Below are 18,669 nucleotides of genomic sequence, written 5' to 3' on the forward strand. Positions count from 1 at the left end.
GGAAAGGAACCGCGCGTCCGAAGGAATGAACGCCAGTCTTCGGATGCAGCCACGGCCGCGCCATGATCAGCATTGTCACCGCTCTGTATCGCTCCTCTGTACCAGCGCGAAAGAGATGTCGATGGCGTCCAGAAAACCTTGATTTTACTGCATCGTAGGAATGGTGCTGCCGGACAGGATTGAACTGTCGACCTCTCCCTTACCAAGGGAGTGCTCTACCACTGAGCTACGGCAGCGAACGCGGGCCTCGAAAAGTTGGCCGGGGGCCGGGCGCGGCGCGGATATGCCATAGGGGCGGGCGGGGTTCAACCGCTGCCGCTCGCCGAAACGGGCGTTTCGCGGGCGCTTGCGGGGCCTTGCGCCGCAGCCCTACCATTTGCCGCCCCACCATTTGCGGCAGGAGCAGGAGGAACCGTATGGACTGGCGTCCGATCTCGGCCGATTCGCACATCACCGAGCCGCCCAACTGCTATGTCGACCATATCGACCCGGCGTGGCGCGAGCGCGCGCCGCGCGTCGTGAACAAGGAGGGGATCGGCGACACCTTCATCGTCGAGGGCATGAAGACGCCGGTGCCGCTCGGCCTGATCGCCGCGGCCGGCGTGGCGCCCAAGGACATCCGCATCGGCGGCGCGCGGTTCGAGGACCTGCACCGGAGCGGCTGGGACCCGAGCGGCCGGCTGGCCGACCAGGATCGCGACGGCGTCGCCGCCGAGGTGATCTATCCCACGGTCGGCATGCTGATCTGCAACCATCCCGACTTCGACTACAAGAAAGCCTGCTTCGACGCCTATAACCGCTGGCTCCAGGCCTATTGCAGCCACGCCCCCGACCGGTTGATCGGCTGCGGCCAGACGGCGCTGCGCACGGTCAAGGAGGGGATCGAGGATCTCGAGCGCATCAAGGCGATGGGCTTCAAGGGCGTGATGATGCCGGGTAATCCCGGCGAGAAGGACTACGACGATCCGATCTACGATCCGTTCTGGGAGGCCGCGGTCGCGCTCGGGCTGCCGCTCTCCTGGCACATCCTGACCTCGAGCGGCGACAATACGCTGGCCAAGCCGCGCGGGCCCAAGATCAACGGCTTCCTAGCGATCATCCGCGGCTGCCAGGACATCATGGGCATGCTGGTCTTCTCCGGCGTGTTCGAGCGCCATCCCGCGCTGCGCGTCGTCTGCGTCGAGGCCGACGCCGGCTGGGCGCCGCATTTCATGTACCGCATGGATCACGCCTACAAGCGGCACCGCTACTGGATGAAGGGCAAGGAGCTGGCCCGCCTGCCGTCGGAATATTTCCGCGAGCATATCTCGCTCACCTTCCAGGACGACTGGACGGCGTTCCAGTTCGCCGACCGGCTGGGCGAGAAGCAGCTCATGTGGGCCAACGACTTCCCGCACAGCGACTCGACCTGGCCGTGGAGCCAGGACGTGCTGGCCGAGCAGACCGGCCATCTCGACCCGGCCCTGCGCAAGCGCATCCTGCGCGACAACGTCAAGGAGCTCTACAAGCTCGCGGCATAAAGATCCCTCGCTGACGCTCGGGACGACACGGCTTCGGGATCGCCAAGGATGTGTCATCCCGAGGCGAAGCCGAGGGATCCTTGCTTGTCGATTCCACGGGCGGTGTCGTCCCGGGCGTGAGCAGGGGATCCCGGTCGTCTTTGCCGCATGCAACCCGATTGCGTCGGCAGGCGTCATTTCTGTTCGATGTCTTCGATGTCCATGCAGAACGTTCTCGACATGGTCGGCCGTGTGGCCGACTGGCTCCCCAACTGGCTGATCGCGGTGCTGGTCCTCGCCGCGGCGGCGGGGCTCGCCCTGCTGCTGCACGGCGCCGCGGTGCGGCTGATGCGGCGGCTGGTGGCGCCGCGCCATGTCTTCGTGCAGTCGCTGCTCTCGGCCACGCGGTCGCTGTCGCGCGCGGCGCTGGTGCTGTTCGCGCTGGCCATCGTGTTGCCGGCGGTGCCGCTCGACCGGGAGGCCACGCGCATCGTCGCGCACTGGCTGCTCGTGCTCTTCATCGTGCTGGTGGGTTGGGCCGGCATCACGGCGCTGATGCTGGCCACCGACTTCTACCTCGCGCGCTCGCGGGCCGGCGACCCGTCCGATCCGCTGGCGCGCAAGCACGTGACCCAGGTGCGCGTGCTGCGCCGAGTCACGGTGACGGTCGCCATCATCATCACCGTCGCCGCCGCGCTCATGACCTTCGATTCGGTGCGCCAGTACGGCGTCAGCCTGATCGCCTCGGCGGGCGCCGCCGGCATCGTGGTCGGCCTCGCGCTCCGGCCGCTGCTCACCAACCTGTTCGCCGGCATCCAGCTCGCCATCACCCAGCCGATCCGCCTCGGCGACGCGGTGATCGTCGAGAACGAATGGGGCTGGGTCGAGGAGATCACCGGCACCTATGTCGTGATCAAGATCTGGGACTGGCGCCGGCTGGTGGTGCCGCTCTCCTATTTCCTCGAGAAGCCGTTCCAGAACTGGACGCGGCAGAGCACCGACCTGATCGGCACGGTGCTGCTGTGGGTCGACTACACCGTGCCGGTGGCGCGCATCCGCGCCGAGCTCGAGAAGGTCGCCAAGGCGAGCAAGCTCTGGGACGGGCAGGTGGTGAACCTGCAGGTGGTCGACAGCAACGACCGCGCCCTGCAGCTTCGCGCGCTGGTGAGCGCCCGCACCTCGCCCGAGGCCTGGGACCTGCGCTGCGAGGTGCGCGAGAAGCTGATCCTGTTCCTGCAGCAGGAATATCCGGGGGCCCTGCCCAAGCAGCGCGCCGAGCTGATCGATCTCGCCGAACGCCGCTCATCCGCCGCCCAACAGGCCGTCGCCGGCCTGTAGCATTCAAGGGCGCGCGCCAGGCACTTCCGTGTCATCCCGAGCGTAGCGAGGGACTTCGGTCGGCGCCGCGAAAGATCCCCCTCGCTGCGCTCGGGATGACACCGGAATGTTTGCGCCGCCCCGATGACGAGTCCGTCGAAACTCAGCCCTGGTCGAGGAAGCTGCGCAGCATGCGCGAGCGGCTGGGGTGCTTCAGCTTGCGCAGCGCCTTGGCCTCGATCTGGCGGATGCGCTCGCGCGTCACCGAGAACTGCTGGCCGACCTCCTCCAGCGTGTGGTCGGTGTTCATGCCGATGCCGAAGCGCATGCGCAGCACGCGCTCCTCGCGCGGCGTGAGCGTGGCCAGCACCCGCGTGGTGCTTTCGCGCAGGTTGCCCTGGATCGCGGCCTCGAGCGGGATCACCGCGTTCTTGTCCTCGATGAAGTCGCCCAGGTGCGAATCCTCCTCGTCGCCGATCGGCGTCTCGAGGCTGATCGGCTCCTTGGCGATCTTCAGCACCTTGCGCACCTTCTCGAGCGGCATGCCGAGCTTCTCGGCCAGCTCCTCCGGCTGCGGCTCGCGGCCGATCTCGTGCAGCATCTGGCGGCTGGTGCGCACCAGCTTGTTGATGGTCTCGATCATGTGCACCGGGATGCGGATGGTGCGCGCCTGGTCGGCGATCGAGCGGGTGATGGCCTGCCGGATCCACCACGTGGCATAGGTCGAGAACTTGTAGCCGCGGCGGTACTCGAACTTGTCGACCGCCTTCATCAGCCCGATGTTGCCCTCCTGGATGAGATCCAGGAACTGCAGGCCGCGGTTGGTGTACTTCTTGGCGATCGAGATCACGAGGCGCAGGTTGGCCTCGATCATCTCCTTCTTGGCGCGCATCATCTCGCGCTCGCCGTCCTGCACGGTCTTGACCATGCGGCGATACTCGAAGATCGGCGCCCCGCAATGGTCGGAGATGGCCTTGATCTCCTCGCGGATCTTCTCGATCTCGGGACCGCGCTTCTTCGCGAAGTCCTTCCAGCCCTTGCCCGGCAGCTTGCCGACCTTGTCCAGCCAGTTGGGGTCGATCTCGTGCGTCAGGTAGTTCTCGAGGAAGTCCTGGCGCGGGATGCGGAAGCTCTCGGCGTGCCGCAGCAGCTTGCCCTCGAGCATCATCAGCTTGCGGTTGAGGTCGTAGAGCGCGAGCTTGAGCTGCTCGATGCGGTTGGCGTTGATGTGCACCGTGCGCACCAGCTCGACGATCTTCTTGCGGTGCTTCTCGTAGCTCTTCTCGAACTCGGCGCTGGGCTTCTGGCCGCGCGCCAGCGTCGACAGGCGCCGGTTCTGCACCTTCGACATCTCGGCATAGACCTTGGCGATCTTGGTCAGCGTGCGCAGCACCTCGGGCTTCAGCTTCTCCTCGAGCGCCGAGAGCGAGAGCGCGTTCTCGTCGTCGTCCTCGCCGCCTTCCACGGTGGCCTCGACCGTCGTCTCGCCGTTGGCGCCCGTCACGACCGTCCCGGGCCGCGCCACCACCGGCTTCAGCACCGGCGCCTTGACCACCGGCGGGCGCGGCGCGGCCGCCGCCGCGCCTTCGCTCTTGCCTTCGCCGGGCACGCCGCCCTGCGTCGCCTCGAGGTCGATCACGTCGCGCAGCAGCATGCGGCCTTCGTTGATCGCGTCGCGCCAGGCGAGCAGCGCCGTGATGGTCATCGGGCTTTCGCAGATGCCGCCGATCATCCGGTCCTGGCCGGCCTCGATGCGCTTGGCGATCTCGATCTCGCCCTCGCGGCTCAGGAGCTCGACGCTGCCCATCTCGCGCAGGTACATGCGCACCGGATCGTCGGTGCGGCCGAGCTCCTCGTCCTCGCCGGTCGCCTCGGCCGCCACCACGGCGGTCTTGGCGGGCTCGGTCGCGCCGGAGGTGGTGGTGTCTTCCTGCTCCTCGGACTCCACGACGTTGACGCCCGCCTCCGAGAGCATCGCCATCGTGTCCTCGATCTGCTCGGACGAGACCTCGTCCGGCGGCAGGGCGGCGTTCAGCTCGTCGTAGGTGACGTAGCCGCGCTCCTTGCCCTTCTGGATCAGTTTCTTGAGTTCGGCTCCCAGAGTATCGAGGAGGGGAGCATCCGGCCCGTCGTCGCGGGCCTCGGGAGCTTCGGGTTGACTGACGGTAGCGGTCTTAGTCGCCATTTCTTTTCCTTGATAATGCGACAAACAGGGTTAGCGGCCGATGAAGGCCGGGAATCGGGTCAAGGGAGGAAGGCGGGCGGGCGACCCGCAAATTCTACCCTCTACTATATGGGATATAACGCCAAGCCGCGATAGGGGTGAATCCTCGAAATTGCGCCCGACGGCACCTATCGGCTGGCTTCCAGGGTTTCCCGGCTGATCCGGTTGAGCAGGGCCTTCATCCTTTCGTCGTTCTCCTCGGTCGGATTGCGGGCCAGCGCGTCCCGGGCCTGCTCCAGTTCCGTCATGTTGGCCAGATGCCGGGTCATGTGGTCGGCAATCCGCCGCCACTGACCGACCCAGCCGTCGTTGTCCTGAGGGTTGCTTCGGAAAACCTGCCGTGCCTTCGACCGGGCCGTCTCGGCCAGCCGCTCCAAACCGTTGCGCCGCAGATGGTCGGTGATGAGCTGCGCTTCAAGGGGCGCGTCGCCGGCTGCGGCATCGTCGGCCGCGGGATCGACCCCGAGCGGCACCAGGGCGAGCGCGTCCAGCAGCCCGCGCTGCAGCCGGGCCAGCTCGGGATGGCGCTCGGTCGGCAGGCGGCCCGCCTCTTCGGCCAGGACATGCAGCATGGCCGGCCGCTCGACCAAGGCGCCCAGCAGGATCTGGACCTGGCGCGAGGCGCCGTCGAGATCGATGGCCGCGCGCCGCGCGTCGGCGCCGGCCGAGGCCGGTACGCCCCAGGGGCCGGCGGGCCCGCGCGGCAGGCGGGTGGCGCCGGTTTTCGCGCCCGCCCGGCCGGGTGGCCGCCCGGCCGACCGCCAGGCCGCGCGCTCGGCCTCGCGCAGGCGCTGCAGGCGGTTCCACATCTCCTGGCTGTAGTAGCGGCGCACCATCGGATCGGCGATCTGCTCGACCCGCTGCTGCAGCGCGCTCTGCAGGCTCGCCTGCCGCTCGGGCGTGTCGATGGGCCTGCCGTCGGTCTCCATCTCCCAGACGAGGTCGGCGAGCGGGCGGGCGAGTTCCAGGACCCGGCGGATCGCCTGCGCCCCGTGGGAGCGGATCAGGCTGTCGGGATCCTCGCCGGCCGGCAGCGCCAGGAAGCGCAGGCTCTTGCCCGGCCGCAACAGCGGCAGCGCGCGGTCGGCGGCGCGCTGGGCCGCGCGGCGGCCGGCATTGTCGCCGTCGAAGCAGAGACAGGGCTCGTCGGCGAGCTTCCAAAGCTCGCCGAGCTGGCCTTCGGTGAGGGCCGTGCCCAAGGGCGCCACGGCGCCTGTAAAGCCCGCGCCGTGCAGGGCGATCACGTCCATGTAGCCTTCGGCCACGATCACCGGCTGCTCGCCGGCAGCCGCGACGCGGGCGCGGTCCAGGCAATAGAGGTTGGCGCCCTTGTGGAAGAGGGGCGTCTCGGGCGAGTTGAGGTACTTGGGCTCGCCTGCGCCCATGACGCGGCCGCCGAAGGCGATGGCGCGGCCGCGCCGGTCGTTGATGGTGAACATCACCCGGCCGCGGAAGCGGTCGTAGGGCTCGCGGCCCTGGTCCTCCGGCTGGATGGCAAGCCCCGCCTCGACGATCTTGTCGACCGGCACGCCCTCGCGCTTCAGCGCCGCGAGCAGGCCGTCGCGCGAGTCCGGCGCGAAGCCCAGGCGGAAGTCGTCGATCGTCTCGTCGCCGAGGCCGCGGCCGCGCAGATAGTCGAGGCCCGGCCGGCCGACGGGCAGGCGAAGCTGCTTCTGGAACCAGCGCGCGGCCGCCTCGACCACCTCCTGCAAGGTCGCCGCGCGCTCGGCACGCGCCCGCTCAACCGGCGTGGCGCGCGGTACCGGCAGGCCCGCCTCGCGCGCGAGCTTCTCCACCGCTTCGGGGAAGGAGAGGCCCTCGGTTTTCATGACGAAGCCCACCGCATCGCCATGCTCGCCGCAGCCGAAGCAGTGGAAGAAGCCCTTGCGGTCGTTCACCGTGAAGGAGGGCGTCTTCTCGTTGTGGAACGGGCAGAGCCCGGCGAATTCCGCGCCCGAGCGGCGCTTCAGCGCGACCTTGCGGCCGACGATGTCGCTGAGGCTGAGGCGCGCGCGCAATTCATCCAGAAAGCCCGAGGGGAAGGCCATGACCCAAGTGTAGTGCGCACCCTGCGCCGTTGCACTCGGCACCTTGAAGGGGATAACGGGGATCGTGCTGGATCGTGCCCCGAGACGTGGTGTAGCTGGCGCTGAGTCAGCACAGCGATCTTCGGCGTGAGCCGGATCGATCAGGCAGCCACAGCAGGCAGCCCGACGAGAGGATCATCGCTTACGGGGGCGATGCTTTCCAGCGTGATGTAGCGGGAGCGCTGGACGGCCCACTCGTCGTTCTGCTCGAGCAGGATGGCCCCGACGAGTCGAACGATGGCCGCTTCATTGGGGAAGATGCCGACGACCTCGGTGCGGCGCTTGATCTCGCCGTTGAGGCGCTCCAGGGGAGCGTGCAGGTTGGAGCTCGCAACCCAACCCTAACCGGAAATCGCCGGTGACCCCCGCAAGGCCGCTCCCTCGCTACGGCGCCATCAAACAGCGCGCTCGCTCGCGGCCTTGCTCTCCCCAGCTACACCACCATCCGGGACACGACCATCGTGCTGCTGGACCGCGGGCTTCCAGCCCGCTCATGAGCGCGCAGGATGCGCGCGGTCCGCATGACGATGAGCGCTATTTCGCTCGTTTGCGGCTGGGCTTGGCCGGCGGGGACAGGACGAAATCAACGCCGCGTTGTACCCACTTTCGCAACGCCGCCTCCGTTCGATAGCCCTCCGGCATCACCCGCACGAAGCCCGTCATAGTCCTCCCGCGCATTTCCATTGGCGCGACGTGCGGCTCGGCCAGCATGCGCTCGAAGGCCTCTGGGCCAACCCGGACCAGGAGGCCGCCGCGGCCGCTCACGGAACAGCACATACCGTCCTTCACCATGAAGCAGAGACCGCCCATCAGCTTCTTCTCGACCACGTCTCGACGGCCGGAGAGCACCTTGCGAACCCGTTCCGCCGTCTTCTCGTCGTAGGCCACGGACAACTCTCCATCATGGTTCGCCTCCCCCAAGCGCACGCGCTTTCAACCTGGGAGCGGCCTCAAGGTCCAGCCGAGCAACGGCCGCTGGGAGTGACGGTGACCATGGCGTTTCCTCCGTCATTGGAGCGCGCCAGTGGCGCAATGAGTTTAGCTTCCCGCCAGCACCTTCTTCACGATGGCGGAGGCCTTGGCGAAGTCCATCTGGCCGGCGTATTTGGCCTTCAGGGCCGCCATCACGCCGCCCATGTCCTTGATCGACCTGGCGCCCGCTGCCGCGACGGCGTCCTTCACGGCGGCCTCGACCGCTGCCTCGTCCATTTGCTTGGGCAGGAAGCGCTGGATGACGGCGATCTCGGCCTTCTCCTTGTCGGCGAGATCGGCGCGGTTGCCCTTCTCGTAGAGCGTGATCGATTCGTTCCTCTGCTTGATCATGCCCTGCAGCATGGAGAGGATCCGGTCGTCGCCGACGCCCTCGCGGTTGGCCTCGGTGCGCTGGGCGATGTCGACCTCCTTGAGCTTGGCCAGGATCAGCCGGATGGTGCCGACGGCGCCCATGTCGCGGGCCCGCATGGCGTCCTTCAGCGCCTCGTTCAGTTGATCGCGCAGCATATGATGTGTCCCAATGGTTCGACGGGCGGAAACTAATCGTCCGGCGAGCTGTTGGCAAAGCAAATAACTTATTGAAAAACCTTGTAAATCGAGGCCGGACGGCGGCTTGACCCTGTGCCGCCTCTCCGTTACAAACCGCGCGGTTCGCCGGCCGCCTCCCCGACCTCGGGGCGAGGGCCATCGGGCTGCACGAACGGAAACCATTCATCATGACTTCACCCAAGACCGCCGGCGCGAACGACGCCGCGCCGCGTTGGGCCACGGCCGCGCTGGTCCTGGCCGATGGTGCGGTCTTCTGGGGCAAGGGCGTCGGCGCGGCCCGCCATGCCGTGGGCGAGGTCTGCTTCAACACCTCGATGACCGGCTACCAGGAGATCATCACCGATCCCTCCTATGCCGGCCAGATCATCACCTTCACCTTCCCGCATGTCGGCAATGTCGGCACCAACCTCGAGGACATCGAGAGCATCAACCCGGCCGCGCGCGGCGTGGTGCTGCGCGGCGACATCACCGAGCCGGCCAACTGGCGTGCCGCCAGGCCGCTCGACGATTGGCTGACGAGTCACGGCCTGCCGGGCGTCTGCGGCGTCGACACGCGCGAGATCACGCGCCGCGTACGTGACGGCGGCGCCCCCAACGGCGTGGTCGTCCATGCGCCCGACGGCAAGTTCGACATCCCGAAGTACGTCAGGATCGCGCGGGACTGGCCCGGCCTCGAAGGCATGGATCTCGCGATCGAGGTCACGGCCAAGCAGAGCTACCAGTGGGACGAGACCGCCTGGACGCTGGGCAAGGGCTACGGCAAGCTCGAGAAGCCGCGCTACCACGTCGTCGCCGTCGATTACGGCGCCAAGCGCAACATCCTGCGCTGCCTCGCCAACATCGGCTGCAAGGTGACGGTGGTGCCGGCGACCGCGAGCGCCGAGGACATCCTGCGCCACAAGCCGGACGGCGTGTTCCTGTCCAACGGCCCGGGCGACCCGGCGGCGACCGCCGCCTATGCCGTGCCGGCGATCCAGGGCGTGATCGAGAGCAGGGTGCCGATCTTCGGCATCTGTCTCGGCCATCAGCTCCTCGCGCTGACGCTGGGCGGCAAGACGCGCAAGATGGAGCGCGGCCATCGCGGCGCCAACCAGCCGGTCAAGGACCTGACCACGGGCAAGGTCGAGATCACCTCGCAGAACCATGGCTTCTGCGTGCTCCCCGAGTCGCTGCCCGAGACGGTCGAGGTGACGCACGTGTCGCTGTTCGACGGCACCAACGAGGGCCTGCGCTGCACCGACAAGCCGATCTTCTCGGTCCAGTACCATCCCGAGGCCTCGCCCGGCCCGACCGACAGCCACTACCTCTTCGACCGCTTCGTCGAAATGATCGACAAGAGCAAGAACGCCAAATGAGGGTCTGTCGGGGGAGCGCGCCACTCCAGTGGCGCTCAGGGTGTTGCAACAGCGAGGAGAGGCGCAACTGGAGTTGCGCGCTCCTATGATAGATCGCCATGCCCAAGCGCACTGACATCAAGAGCATCCTCGTGATCGGGGCCGGGCCGATCGTAATCGGCCAGGCCTGCGAGTTCGACTATTCGGGCGTGCAGGCCTGCAAGGCGCTGAAGGACGAGGGCTACCGCGTCATCCTGGTGAACTCCAACCCGGCCACGATCATGACCGATCCGGGCCTCGCCGACGCGACCTATGTCGAGCCGATCACGCCCGACATGGTGGCGCGGATCATCGAGAAGGAGAAGCCGGACGCCATCCTGCCGACCATGGGCGGCCAGACCGCGCTCAACACGGCGATGGCGCTGCATCGCGACGGCCGGCTCCGAAAGCTGGGGGTCGAGCTGATCGGCGCCAATGCCGAGGCGATCGACAAGGCCGAGGACAGGCTCCTGTTCCGCGACGCCATGACGAAGATCGGCCTCGAATCGCCCCGGAGCGAGGTCGTGCACAATCGCGAGGAGGCGGCAAGGGCGCTCGACGTCGTTGGCCTGCCTGCGATCATCCGGCCGTCCTTCACGCTGGGCGGCACCGGCGGCGGCATCGCCTACAACCGCGACGAATATTTCGAGATCGTGCAGGGCGGCCTCGATGCCTCGCCGGTCACCGAGGTGCTGGTCGAGGAATCGGTGCTGGGCTGGAAAGAGTACGAGATGGAGGTGGTGCGCGACCGGCGCGACAACTGCATCATCATCTGCTCGATCGAGAACGTCGATCCGATGGGCATCCACACCGGCGACTCGGTTACGGTGGCGCCGGCGCTGACGCTCACCGACAAGGAATACCAGATCATGCGCAACGCCTCGATCGCGTGCCTGCGCGAGATCGGGGTCGATACCGGCGGCTCGAACGTGCAGTTCGCGGTCGATCCGGCGACCGGCCGCATGGTCGTGATCGAGATGAACCCGCGCGTGTCGCGCTCCTCGGCGCTCGCTTCCAAGGCGACCGGCTTCCCGATCGCCAAGGTCGCCGCGCGGCTGGCCGTGGGCTACACGCTCGACGAGCTGCTGAACGACATCACCGGCACGACGCCCGCCTCGTTCGAGCCCACGATCGACTATGTCGTCACCAAGATGCCGCGCTTCGCCTTCGAGAAGTTCCCCGGCGCGGAGGCGCTGCTCACCACCTCGATGAAGAGCGTGGGCGAGGCGATGTCGATCGGCCGCACCTTCCAGGAGTCGCTGCAGAAGGCGCTGCGCTCGATGGAGACTGGCCTCACCGGCCTGAACGAGATCGAGATCAAGGGCGCGCCCGACAAGGCGGCGCTGATCGCCGCGCTGGCGCGGCCCACGCCGGACCGCATCCTGGTGATCGCGCAGGCCTTCCGTCACGGCCTCTCGGTCGAGGAGGTGGCGCATGCCTCGAAGTACGAACCGTGGTTCCTGCGCCAGATCGCCGAGCTGGTCGAGATCGAGGCCGGGCTGCGCCGGACCGGCCTGCCCAGGGACCCCAAGGCACTGATCGACCTCAAGAAGAAAGGCTTCTCCGACGAGCGGCTGGGCGAGCTCACCAGGCTCGGCGCGGCCGAGGTGGCGAAGCGCCGGCGCGCGCTCGGCGTGCGGCCGGTGTTCAAGCGCATCGACACCTGCGCCGCCGAGTTCGAGTCGCGCACGCCCTACCTCTATTCCTGTTACGAGGGCGACGGCCATCGGCCGGCCGAGTGCGAGGCGAGGCCCACGGACAGGCGCAAGGTGATCATCCTGGGCGGCGGGCCGAACCGCATCGGCCAGGGCATCGAGTTCGACTATTGCTGCGTGCACGCGGTCTATGCCCTGCGCGAGGCGGGCTACGAGACCATCATGGTGAACTGCAACCCGGAGACCGTGTCGACCGATTACGACACCGCCGACCGTCTCTATTTCGAGCCGCTGACGGCCGAGGACGTGATCGAGCTGGTCGAGGTCGAGCGCAGCCGGGGCGAGCTCCTGGGGCTGATCGTGCAGTTCGGCGGCCAGACCCCGCTCAAGCTCGCCAAGCCGCTCGAGGCGGCGGGCATCCCCATCCTCGGCACCTCGCCCGACGCGATCGACCTCGCCGAGGATCGCGAGCGCTTCCAGAAGCTGATCCACAAGCTCAAGCTGCGCCAGCCCGACAACGGCACCGCGACGTCACAGGCCGAGGCGATCAAGGTGGCCGAGAAGATCGGCTATCCGGTGGTGATCCGGCCGTCCTACGTGCTGGGCGGGCGCGCCATGCAGATCGTCTACGATCGCGAAGGGCTGCAGCGCTACATGCGCGACGCCGTCAAGGTCTCGGGCGCCAACCCGGTGCTGATCGATTCCTACCTCCGCGACGCCATCGAGGTCGATGTCGATGCGCTCGCCGACAGGGAGCACAACGTCTTCGTCGCCGGCATCATGGAGCATATCGAGGAGGCGGGGATCCATTCCGGCGACTCGGCCTGCTCGCTGCCGCCTTACTCGCTGCCGCACAAGATCCTGGCCGAGATCGAGCGCCAGACCGAGGCGATGGCCCGGGCGCTGCAGGTCGTGGGGCTGATGAACGTGCAGTACGCGGTGAAGGACGGCGAGGTCTACGTGCTCGAGGTCAATCCGCGCGCCAGCCGCACCGTGCCCTTCGTCGCCAAGGCGACCGGCCAGCCGATCGCCAAGTTCGCCGCGCGCCTGATGGCGGGCGAGGCGCTGAAGTCGGTCGGCATCAAGAAGAGCTCGAAGGCCAGGCACGTCGCGGTGAAGGAGGCGGTGTTCCCGTTCGCGCGCTTCCCCGGCGTCGACACGATCCTGGGGCCCGAGATGCGCTCGACCGGCGAGGTGATGGGCCTTGATGCGGATTTCGGCCGCGCCTTCGCCAAGAGCCAGCTCGGCAGCGGCGCCAAGGTGCCGATCGAGGGCGTAGTGTTCGTGTCGGTCAAGGACCAGGACAAGCCGGCGATGGTGAAGCCGGTGAGGCGCCTCGTCGATCTCGGCTTCAAGGTCGTGGCGACGGGCGGCACCGCCGACTTCCTGCATCGTCACGGCATTGCCGCGCAGCGCGTGAACAAAGTGCTCGAAGGCCGGCCGCACATCGTCGACCTGATGAAGGACGGCAAGGTGCAGCTCGTGTTCAACACGGTCGACGGCGCCTCGGCGCTGACCGACAGCTTCACGCTCCGGCGCACGGCGTTGATGCACAAGATCGCCTATTACACGACGGTCGCGGGCGCCAAGGCCTCGGTCGAAGGCATCGCCGCACTGAGCGACGGCGCGCTGGATGTCGCGCCGTTGCAATCCTACTTCAAAAGCACGTTCTAGGCCCATGCACCGGGCCATGGCCCGGATGCGCAACCGAACTGCGCCGTTGGGCGTTGACGACGTTCGATTCATTAAGGACGATCCGCGATATGGAAAAGGTGCCAATGACATCCGAGGGGCTCAGGAGCCTCGAGGAAGAGCTGAAGCAGCTGAAGAGCGTCGAGCGCCCGGCGATCATCAAGTCGATCGCGGCGGCGCGCGAGCATGGCGATCTGTCGGAGAACGCCGAGTATACGGCTGCGCGCGAACGGCAGGGCTTCATCGAGGGCCGCATCGCCGAGGTCGAGGACATCATCTCGCGCGCCGAGGTGATCGATCTTTCCAAGCTGTCGGGCAAGACGGTGAAGTTCGGGGCCACGGTGCGGCTCGCGGACGAGGATACGGACGAGAAGGTGAAGTACCAGATCGTCGGCCCCTACGAGGCCGACCTCGCCAGGGGCCGCATCTCGGTGACCTCGCCGATCGGCCGCGCCCTGATCGGCAAGAGCGTGGGCGACACCGTCGAGGTGCAGACGCCGCGCGGCGCCAAGTCCTACGAAGTGGTCGGCGTCCAGTTCAAGTAGTTATGGGACCGCGCGCATCCTGCGTGCTCATGGGCGGGCTGGACCCTTCGACAAGCTCAGGGCAGGCGCCCGCGGTCAGGAAGACGATGCGGCCGGTATCGCGCCGGCCGCCGCGGCCCGGCGGCGGCCGATCGTCGTCATGGTCGCGTACTGGATCAGGAACAGGCCGAGCTTGCTCGCGATGCCCCAGGCCGACATCGCTGCGGCCCAGCTCCTGGCGTCGAGCGAAAGGGCGAGCGCAACGTTGAGCAGGGCCGAGGCGAACATCAGCCCGGCCCAGACAAAGCCGAAGGCCGTCGCCACATCGATCACCGGCATCGCGCGCGGCGGCAGGTAGCGGTTCATCCAGCCGCGCTTCAGCATGACGAGCCCCACCATCGAATAGATGACCGAGGGCTTCAGCATCACGAAGACCGGATCGCGGGTGAGGAAGGTGGCCGCGCCCGACGACAGCACGGCGATCACGCTGACCCATTGCAGCGCCGCGACCGGCTTCCTTCGCAGGAGTTCGCCGCCGATCTGCACCACGCCCAGCACCATGCCGAGCGCGACCGCCAGCAGGAGATCGTCGGTCGCGACATAGACCGCGAGGAACAGGAGCGTCGAGGCCAGATCGAGCAGCAGCACGCGCGCCGCCTGGAACAGGTTCTTCATGCCGCCTCACAACGGTAACGCTGTGTATCGAACGCGAGGCTATATGTACACGCCGTTTCCGGCAAGGGCTCTATCGTCTCCTTCATCGAAGCGGGCAACTGCCGAGGCGCTCATGAATGCGCCACTGGAGCTGGTCACCGGCAGCATCGACCCTCGGGAATGGAACGGTTGCCTTTAATCGCCACAAGCTGTGTCATCCCGAGCGGAGAGAGGGATCCCTGGCCGGCGCCGATCAAAGATCCCTCGCGTCCGCTCGGGATGACACGACCGTGGCTGGACCGCTCCCTTGATCACTCCACCGGGATCGGCACGCCGGGGAGCTGCTTGGCGGTGCGGAACACCATCATCGACTTTACGTGGCTGACATTGGGCGCCGAGGTGAGACGGGTGGTGAGGAACTTCTGGTACTCGTCCCAGGTCTCGGCCACGATCTTCAGCAGGAAGTCGGCCTCGCCGGCCAGCATGTGGCACTCGCGCACCTGATCCCAGCCGGCGATCATCTCCTCGAAAGCCTTGAGGTCGGTCTCGGCCTGGCTGTTGAGCCCCACCAAGGCGAACACCGAGACGCTGTAACCCAGCGCCTCGGCGCTGAGATCGGCATGGTAGCCCTTGATGATGCCGGCGCGTTCGAGCGCGCGCACGCGGCGCAGGCAGGGCGGCGCGGAGATGCCGGCCCGCTCGGCCAGCTCCACGTTGGTCATGCGGCCCTCGGCCTGCAGGTCGTTGAGAATGCGCCGGTCGATCCGATCGAGCTTTGCGCGAGCCATCCTGTTTTCCTCCATTGGCGCCGGTCTATGCCAGAACCATGCCGGTCGCGCAATAAAGTTGCGAGAATTCCGCGTCTCGCCGTGAAGAATTGCGCCTTGGCGCTACAACAATCCGTGCAACCCTCCCGAGGTTTGCATATATGTCGAAGATATGCAGTTTGTGGGATGCGGAGCGGACATGGCAGCACATCGCAACAAGGTGCTCATTCTCGGGTCGGGCCCAGCCGGCTACACGGCCGCCATCTATGCCGCCCGAGCGAACCTCAAGCCGATGCTGGTGCAGGGCATCCAGCCGGGCGGCCAACTCACCATCACCACCGACGTCGAGAACTACCCGGGCTTCGCCGACGTGATCCAAGGCCCGTGGCTCATGGAGCAGATGCAGAAGCAGGCCGAGCACGTGGGCACGCAGCTCTTCTTCGACACCGTCGTCGAGGTCGACCTCCGCCGTCGGCCGTTCCTCTGCATCGGCGATTCGGGCGACCGCTACGAGGCCGACGCGCTCGTCATCGCGACCGGCGCCTCGGCGCGCTGGCTGGGCCTGCCGAGCGAGGAGAGCTTCCGCGGCGGTGGCGTGTCGGCTTGTGCCACCTGCGACGGCTTCTTCTTCCGCAACAAGGAGGTGGTCGTGGTGGGCGGCGGCAACACCGCGGTCGAGGAGGCGCTTTACCTCACGCACCACGCTTCCAAGGTGACGGTGATCCATCGCCGCGACGCCTTTCGCGCCGAGAAGATCCTGCAGGACCGGCTGGCTCGCAATCCCAAGGTCTCGGTGCTGTGGGACCATGTGGTCGAGGAGATCCTGGGCGAGACCGCGCCCGCGCCGCTGGTGAAGGCGGTGCGCGTCAGGAACGTGAAGACCGGCGCCACGCGCGAGCTCGCGACCGACGGCGTGTTCGTCGCCATCGGCCACTCGCCCAACACCGATCTGTTCAAGGGCCAGCTCGCGATGGATTCGGAGGGCTACATCATCACCAAGCCCGACTCGACGACGACCGACATCGACGGCGTGTTCGCCGCCGGCGACGTGCAGGACAAGATCTTCCGGCAGGCGGTCACGGCCGCCGGCACCGGCTGCATGGCCGCGCTCGAGGCGGAGCGCTGGCTCGCCGAGCAGGATGCGCGGATGGCGCAGGCGGCGGAATGAGCGGTGAGCTCGACCGCGCCGGGGGAGACTTCATGGACTGGGACAAGCTGCGCATTTTCCAGGCGGTGGCCGATGCGGGCAGCTTCACACATGCCGGCGAGAGCCTGAAGCTCAGCCAGTCGGCGATCTCGCGCCAGATCGGGGCGCTGGAAGAGCAGCTCGGCGTGATGCTGTTCCATCGCCATGCGCGTGGCCTGATCCTGACCGAGCAGGGCGAGCTGCTCTATCGCACCGCCCGCGACATGGCGGCCAAGGTCAACACCGCCGAGGCGCTCCTGCGCGCCAACCAGGACAAGCCGGCCGGACGGCTCAAGGTCACGACCACGGTGGGCTTCGGCTCGACCTGGCTGACGGCGCAGATGCACGAGTTCACCGCCATGTATCCCGAGATCGACGTGAGCCTGGTCCTGTCGGACAACGAGCTCGATCTCGGTATGCGCGAGGCGGATGTCGCGATCCGGATGGTCATGCCGAGGCAGCCGGGCCTGGTGCAGCGCCATCTGCTCACCGTGCGCAGCCACGTCTATGCCTCGCACACCTACATCCAGAAGTACGGCCGGCCCAACTCCGTGGAAGAGCTCGACCGGCATCGCATGATCATCTTTGGCGAGGATGCGCGCGCGCCGGCGCCGGACGTGAACTGGCTCCTGCGCGAGGGCAATCCGGACCAGAATCCGCGGCTGGTGGTGCTGCGGGTGAACAATGTCTACGGCATCTTCCGCGCCGTCGAATCGGGCATGGGAATCGCCTCGCTGCCCGACTATCTGGCGCGCGAATCGACCAAGCTCGAGATCCTGCTGCCCGACCTCAACGTCCGCACCACCGACGTATACTTCACGTACCCTGAGGAATTGCGCCATTCCAAGCGCATCGCGGTCTTCCGCGACTTCCTCCTGCGGAAAGTGGCCGAGACCCGCTTTTGATCGCTATTAGTTGTCGTATTGCATTTCCGGTGTAGGCATGCGGCTCCTGCATGTCTGTGATCGAAACTTCGAGCCTAACATTCCAAGCCCCAGCGAGTAGGTTGGTTTCAGGTTGTCGACGTGAACGGTTGTGACTGATCGCGCTCGAAACTCGGGATCCTCATGATCCCACGTCTCCCAGACGTGAAGCCTCCCTGTTTGACTCGCCGGGCTCTAGGGCCCGGCGTCTTTTTTCAAGGCGGCGGCCAAGTGCCGCTCGGGGGCGAAGATCACAGGCTCTCTCCCTATATGATGTTATAAGACGTCCCGGCGCTCCCCACGACGAAGGTCCCAACGACCCGATGTTCTCCGAAGTTCGCCAAGCGATTCTGCCCCTTGCGTTGCGCAACCTGAAGCGCCGCGGCGACCTCGAACGGGCGGGATTGCTGATCGAGTCGCTGGCCAAGCACTGGCGTGACAGCAAGCCGCTGCAGCTCCTCATCGTCTCGCCGGCGCGCGACGCGCGGCTCCTGGGAAGCGAGCTGCCGCGCTTTCCCAACATCGACGTCGATGTGCGGGCCGAGTCGGAATTCTTCCCGGCCTTCAGTCGCTTCTACATGATGACCGGCTGGTACCGGCAGCAGATGGTGAAGCTGCAGGTGCCGGTGATGCTGGGCTTCAAGGGCTACCTGACGCTCGACTCCGATGTCTGCTGCGTGGGCGACTTCGACGCCACGACCTTCGTCGAGGACGGCCGTGCGCTGTCGCGCTGGGAGCCCAAGCGCTATCACGACTGGTGGAGGAGCGCGGCCGAGATCGTCGGTACGTCGTTCGACATCAAGCAGCACGGCCTGTCGGTCACCCCCAACATCCTGCATGCCGACCTCGCGGCGCAGGCGCTGCGTTATTTCTCCAGGGACGGCGGCGACGCCTTGACGGCGCTCAGCCTCTGGGTGCTGCGCAAGATCGGGCAGATCCCCTGGACCGAGTATTCGCTCTATACCTGCGTCGCCGAGCACGAAGGCAATCTGCTCGACTATCACGTCCACTGGGATCCCTGCTATTTCTCCGACACGCAGCTTTTCTCCGAGCATACCTGCGTCTGGGGCGCCGCCGATTTCGAGCGCCTCGTGAAGCTGCCGGCCGGCACCGATCCCGGCGGCAAGTTCATCATTGTGCAAAGCCACGCCCGCATCCCGCTCGACCAGGTCCGCGATTACTGCCTGAGCTTCGCGGGGTAGTCGTATGGACCGCGGGCGCCTGCC

14 protein-coding genes, 1 tRNA gene and 1 pseudogene are annotated in these 18,669 nt (G+C 67.0%); 8 read left to right on the forward strand and 8 right to left on the reverse strand.

Annotated features, from left to right (window positions below; all coding sequences use genetic code 11):
• Window positions 1-161: 161 nt before the first annotated feature.
• Window positions 162-236, reverse strand: a tRNA-Thr gene (locus OJF58_RS18350).
• Window positions 237-416: 180 nt separating this feature from the next.
• On the opposite strand from OJF58_RS18350, the gene OJF58_RS18355 reads away from it, so the two are divergent.
• Complete coding sequence (locus tag OJF58_RS18355) at window positions 417-1,520, forward strand: amidohydrolase family protein (protein WP_300779160.1); 1,104 nt, start codon at window positions 417-419, stop codon at window positions 1,518-1,520.
• 195 nt (window positions 1,521-1,715) lie between these two features.
• Complete coding sequence (locus OJF58_RS18360) at window positions 1,716-2,837, forward strand: mechanosensitive ion channel family protein (RefSeq protein WP_300779161.1); 1,122 nt, start codon at window positions 1,716-1,718, stop codon at window positions 2,835-2,837.
• 142 nt (window positions 2,838-2,979) lie between these two features.
• Here OJF58_RS18360 and rpoD read toward each other — a convergent pair whose 3' ends face one another.
• The 5 genes and pseudogenes from rpoD to OJF58_RS18385 all read right to left on the reverse strand — a co-directional run bounded on the left by rpoD (window position 2,980) and on the right by OJF58_RS18385 (window position 8,627).
• On the reverse strand, window positions 2,980-5,001 hold the full coding sequence (rpoD, locus tag OJF58_RS18365) for an RNA polymerase sigma factor RpoD (RefSeq protein ID WP_300779162.1): 2,022 nt from the start codon (window positions 4,999-5,001) through the stop codon (window positions 2,980-2,982).
• 167 nt (window positions 5,002-5,168) lie between these two features.
• Window positions 5,169-7,130, reverse strand: coding sequence for a DNA primase (gene dnaG / locus OJF58_RS18370; RefSeq protein ID WP_300779163.1), 1,962 nt, complete (start codon window positions 7,128-7,130; stop codon window positions 5,169-5,171).
• A 98-nt stretch (window positions 7,131-7,228) separates the two neighbouring features.
• A pseudogene (locus OJF58_RS18375) lies at window positions 7,229-7,447 on the reverse strand (transposase); the annotation flags it as partial.
• 214 nt (window positions 7,448-7,661) lie between these two features.
• Window positions 7,662-8,015, reverse strand: a complete 354-nt coding sequence (locus tag OJF58_RS18380; RefSeq protein ID WP_300779164.1) for a TfoX/Sxy family protein — start codon at window positions 8,013-8,015, stop codon at window positions 7,662-7,664.
• Between the two features lie 150 nt (window positions 8,016-8,165).
• Window positions 8,166-8,627: a GatB/YqeY domain-containing protein gene (locus OJF58_RS18385; protein WP_300779165.1), complete on the reverse strand. Its 462-nt coding sequence runs from the start codon at window positions 8,625-8,627 to the stop codon at window positions 8,166-8,168.
• 209 nt (window positions 8,628-8,836) lie between these two features.
• Between OJF58_RS18385 and carA the strand changes: the two genes are divergently transcribed.
• The 3 genes from carA (at window position 8,837) to greA (ending at window position 13,934) form a co-directional block, all read left to right on the forward strand.
• Complete coding sequence (gene carA, locus OJF58_RS18390) at window positions 8,837-10,024, forward strand: glutamine-hydrolyzing carbamoyl-phosphate synthase small subunit (RefSeq protein ID WP_300779166.1); 1,188 nt, start codon at window positions 8,837-8,839, stop codon at window positions 10,022-10,024.
• Window positions 10,025-10,122: 98 nt separating this feature from the next.
• Complete coding sequence (carB, locus tag OJF58_RS18395; RefSeq protein ID WP_300779168.1) at window positions 10,123-13,371, forward strand: carbamoyl-phosphate synthase large subunit; 3,249 nt, start codon at window positions 10,123-10,125, stop codon at window positions 13,369-13,371.
• Between the two features lie 89 nt (window positions 13,372-13,460).
• Complete coding sequence (gene greA, locus OJF58_RS18400; RefSeq protein ID WP_300779169.1) at window positions 13,461-13,934, forward strand: transcription elongation factor GreA; 474 nt, start codon at window positions 13,461-13,463, stop codon at window positions 13,932-13,934.
• Window positions 13,935-14,009: 75 nt separating this feature from the next.
• Here the strand turns inward: greA and OJF58_RS18405 are convergent, their stop codons facing one another.
• A complete protein-coding gene (locus tag OJF58_RS18405) occupies window positions 14,010-14,588 on the reverse strand; it encodes a septation protein IspZ (RefSeq protein ID WP_300779170.1) in 579 nt (192 codons plus the stop codon).
• A gap of 290 nt (window positions 14,589-14,878) precedes the next feature.
• Window positions 14,879-15,355, reverse strand: a complete 477-nt coding sequence (locus tag OJF58_RS18410; protein ID WP_300779171.1) for an Lrp/AsnC family transcriptional regulator — start codon at window positions 15,353-15,355, stop codon at window positions 14,879-14,881.
• 178 nt (window positions 15,356-15,533) lie between these two features.
• Between OJF58_RS18410 and trxB the strand changes: the two genes are divergently transcribed.
• The 3 genes from trxB to OJF58_RS18425 all read left to right on the forward strand — a co-directional run bounded on the left by trxB (window position 15,534) and on the right by OJF58_RS18425 (window position 18,645).
• On the forward strand, window positions 15,534-16,502 hold the full coding sequence (trxB, locus tag OJF58_RS18415) for a thioredoxin-disulfide reductase (RefSeq protein WP_300779172.1): 969 nt from the start codon (window positions 15,534-15,536) through the stop codon (window positions 16,500-16,502).
• The gene (locus OJF58_RS18420) at window positions 16,499-17,425 is read left to right on the forward strand and encodes a LysR family transcriptional regulator (RefSeq protein ID WP_300779173.1); all 927 of its coding nucleotides are present in this window, start codon (window positions 16,499-16,501) and stop codon (window positions 17,423-17,425) included. Before trxB ends, OJF58_RS18420 begins: the two co-directional genes overlap by 4 nt.
• A 341-nt stretch (window positions 17,426-17,766) precedes the next feature.
• On the forward strand, window positions 17,767-18,645 hold the full coding sequence (locus OJF58_RS18425) for a DUF6492 family protein (RefSeq protein ID WP_300779174.1): 879 nt from the start codon (window positions 17,767-17,769) through the stop codon (window positions 18,643-18,645).
• Window positions 18,646-18,669 lie beyond the last annotated feature (24 nt).

This window comes from Enhydrobacter sp. (assembly GCF_030246845.1).
In the GTDB taxonomy this organism is placed as follows: domain Bacteria; phylum Pseudomonadota; class Alphaproteobacteria; order Reyranellales; family Reyranellaceae; genus Reyranella.

Coding starts and splice junctions, on each gene's coding strand:
- OJF58_RS18355 (WP_300779160.1), top strand. CDS start 417: ATGGACTGGCGTCCGATCTCGGCCGATTCGCACATCACCGAGCCGCCC.
- OJF58_RS18360 (WP_300779161.1), top strand. CDS start 1,716: ATGTCCATGCAGAACGTTCTCGACATGGTCGGCCGTGTGGCCGACTGG.
- rpoD (WP_300779162.1), bottom strand. CDS start 5,001: ATGGCGACTAAGACCGCTACCGTCAGTCAACCCGAAGCTCCCGAGGCC.
- OJF58_RS18385 (WP_300779165.1), bottom strand. CDS start 8,627: ATGCTGCGCGATCAACTGAACGAGGCGCTGAAGGACGCCATGCGGGCC.
- carA (WP_300779166.1), top strand. CDS start 8,837: ATGACTTCACCCAAGACCGCCGGCGCGAACGACGCCGCGCCGCGTTGG.
- carB (WP_300779168.1), top strand. CDS start 10,123: ATGCCCAAGCGCACTGACATCAAGAGCATCCTCGTGATCGGGGCCGGG.
- greA (WP_300779169.1), top strand. CDS start 13,461: ATGGAAAAGGTGCCAATGACATCCGAGGGGCTCAGGAGCCTCGAGGAA.
- OJF58_RS18405 (WP_300779170.1), bottom strand. CDS start 14,588: ATGAAGAACCTGTTCCAGGCGGCGCGCGTGCTGCTGCTCGATCTGGCC.
- OJF58_RS18410 (WP_300779171.1), bottom strand. CDS start 15,355: ATGGCTCGCGCAAAGCTCGATCGGATCGACCGGCGCATTCTCAACGAC.
- trxB (WP_300779172.1), top strand. CDS start 15,534: ATGGCAGCACATCGCAACAAGGTGCTCATTCTCGGGTCGGGCCCAGCC.
- OJF58_RS18420 (WP_300779173.1), top strand. CDS start 16,499: ATGAGCGGTGAGCTCGACCGCGCCGGGGGAGACTTCATGGACTGGGAC.
- OJF58_RS18425 (WP_300779174.1), top strand. CDS start 17,767: ATGTTCTCCGAAGTTCGCCAAGCGATTCTGCCCCTTGCGTTGCGCAAC.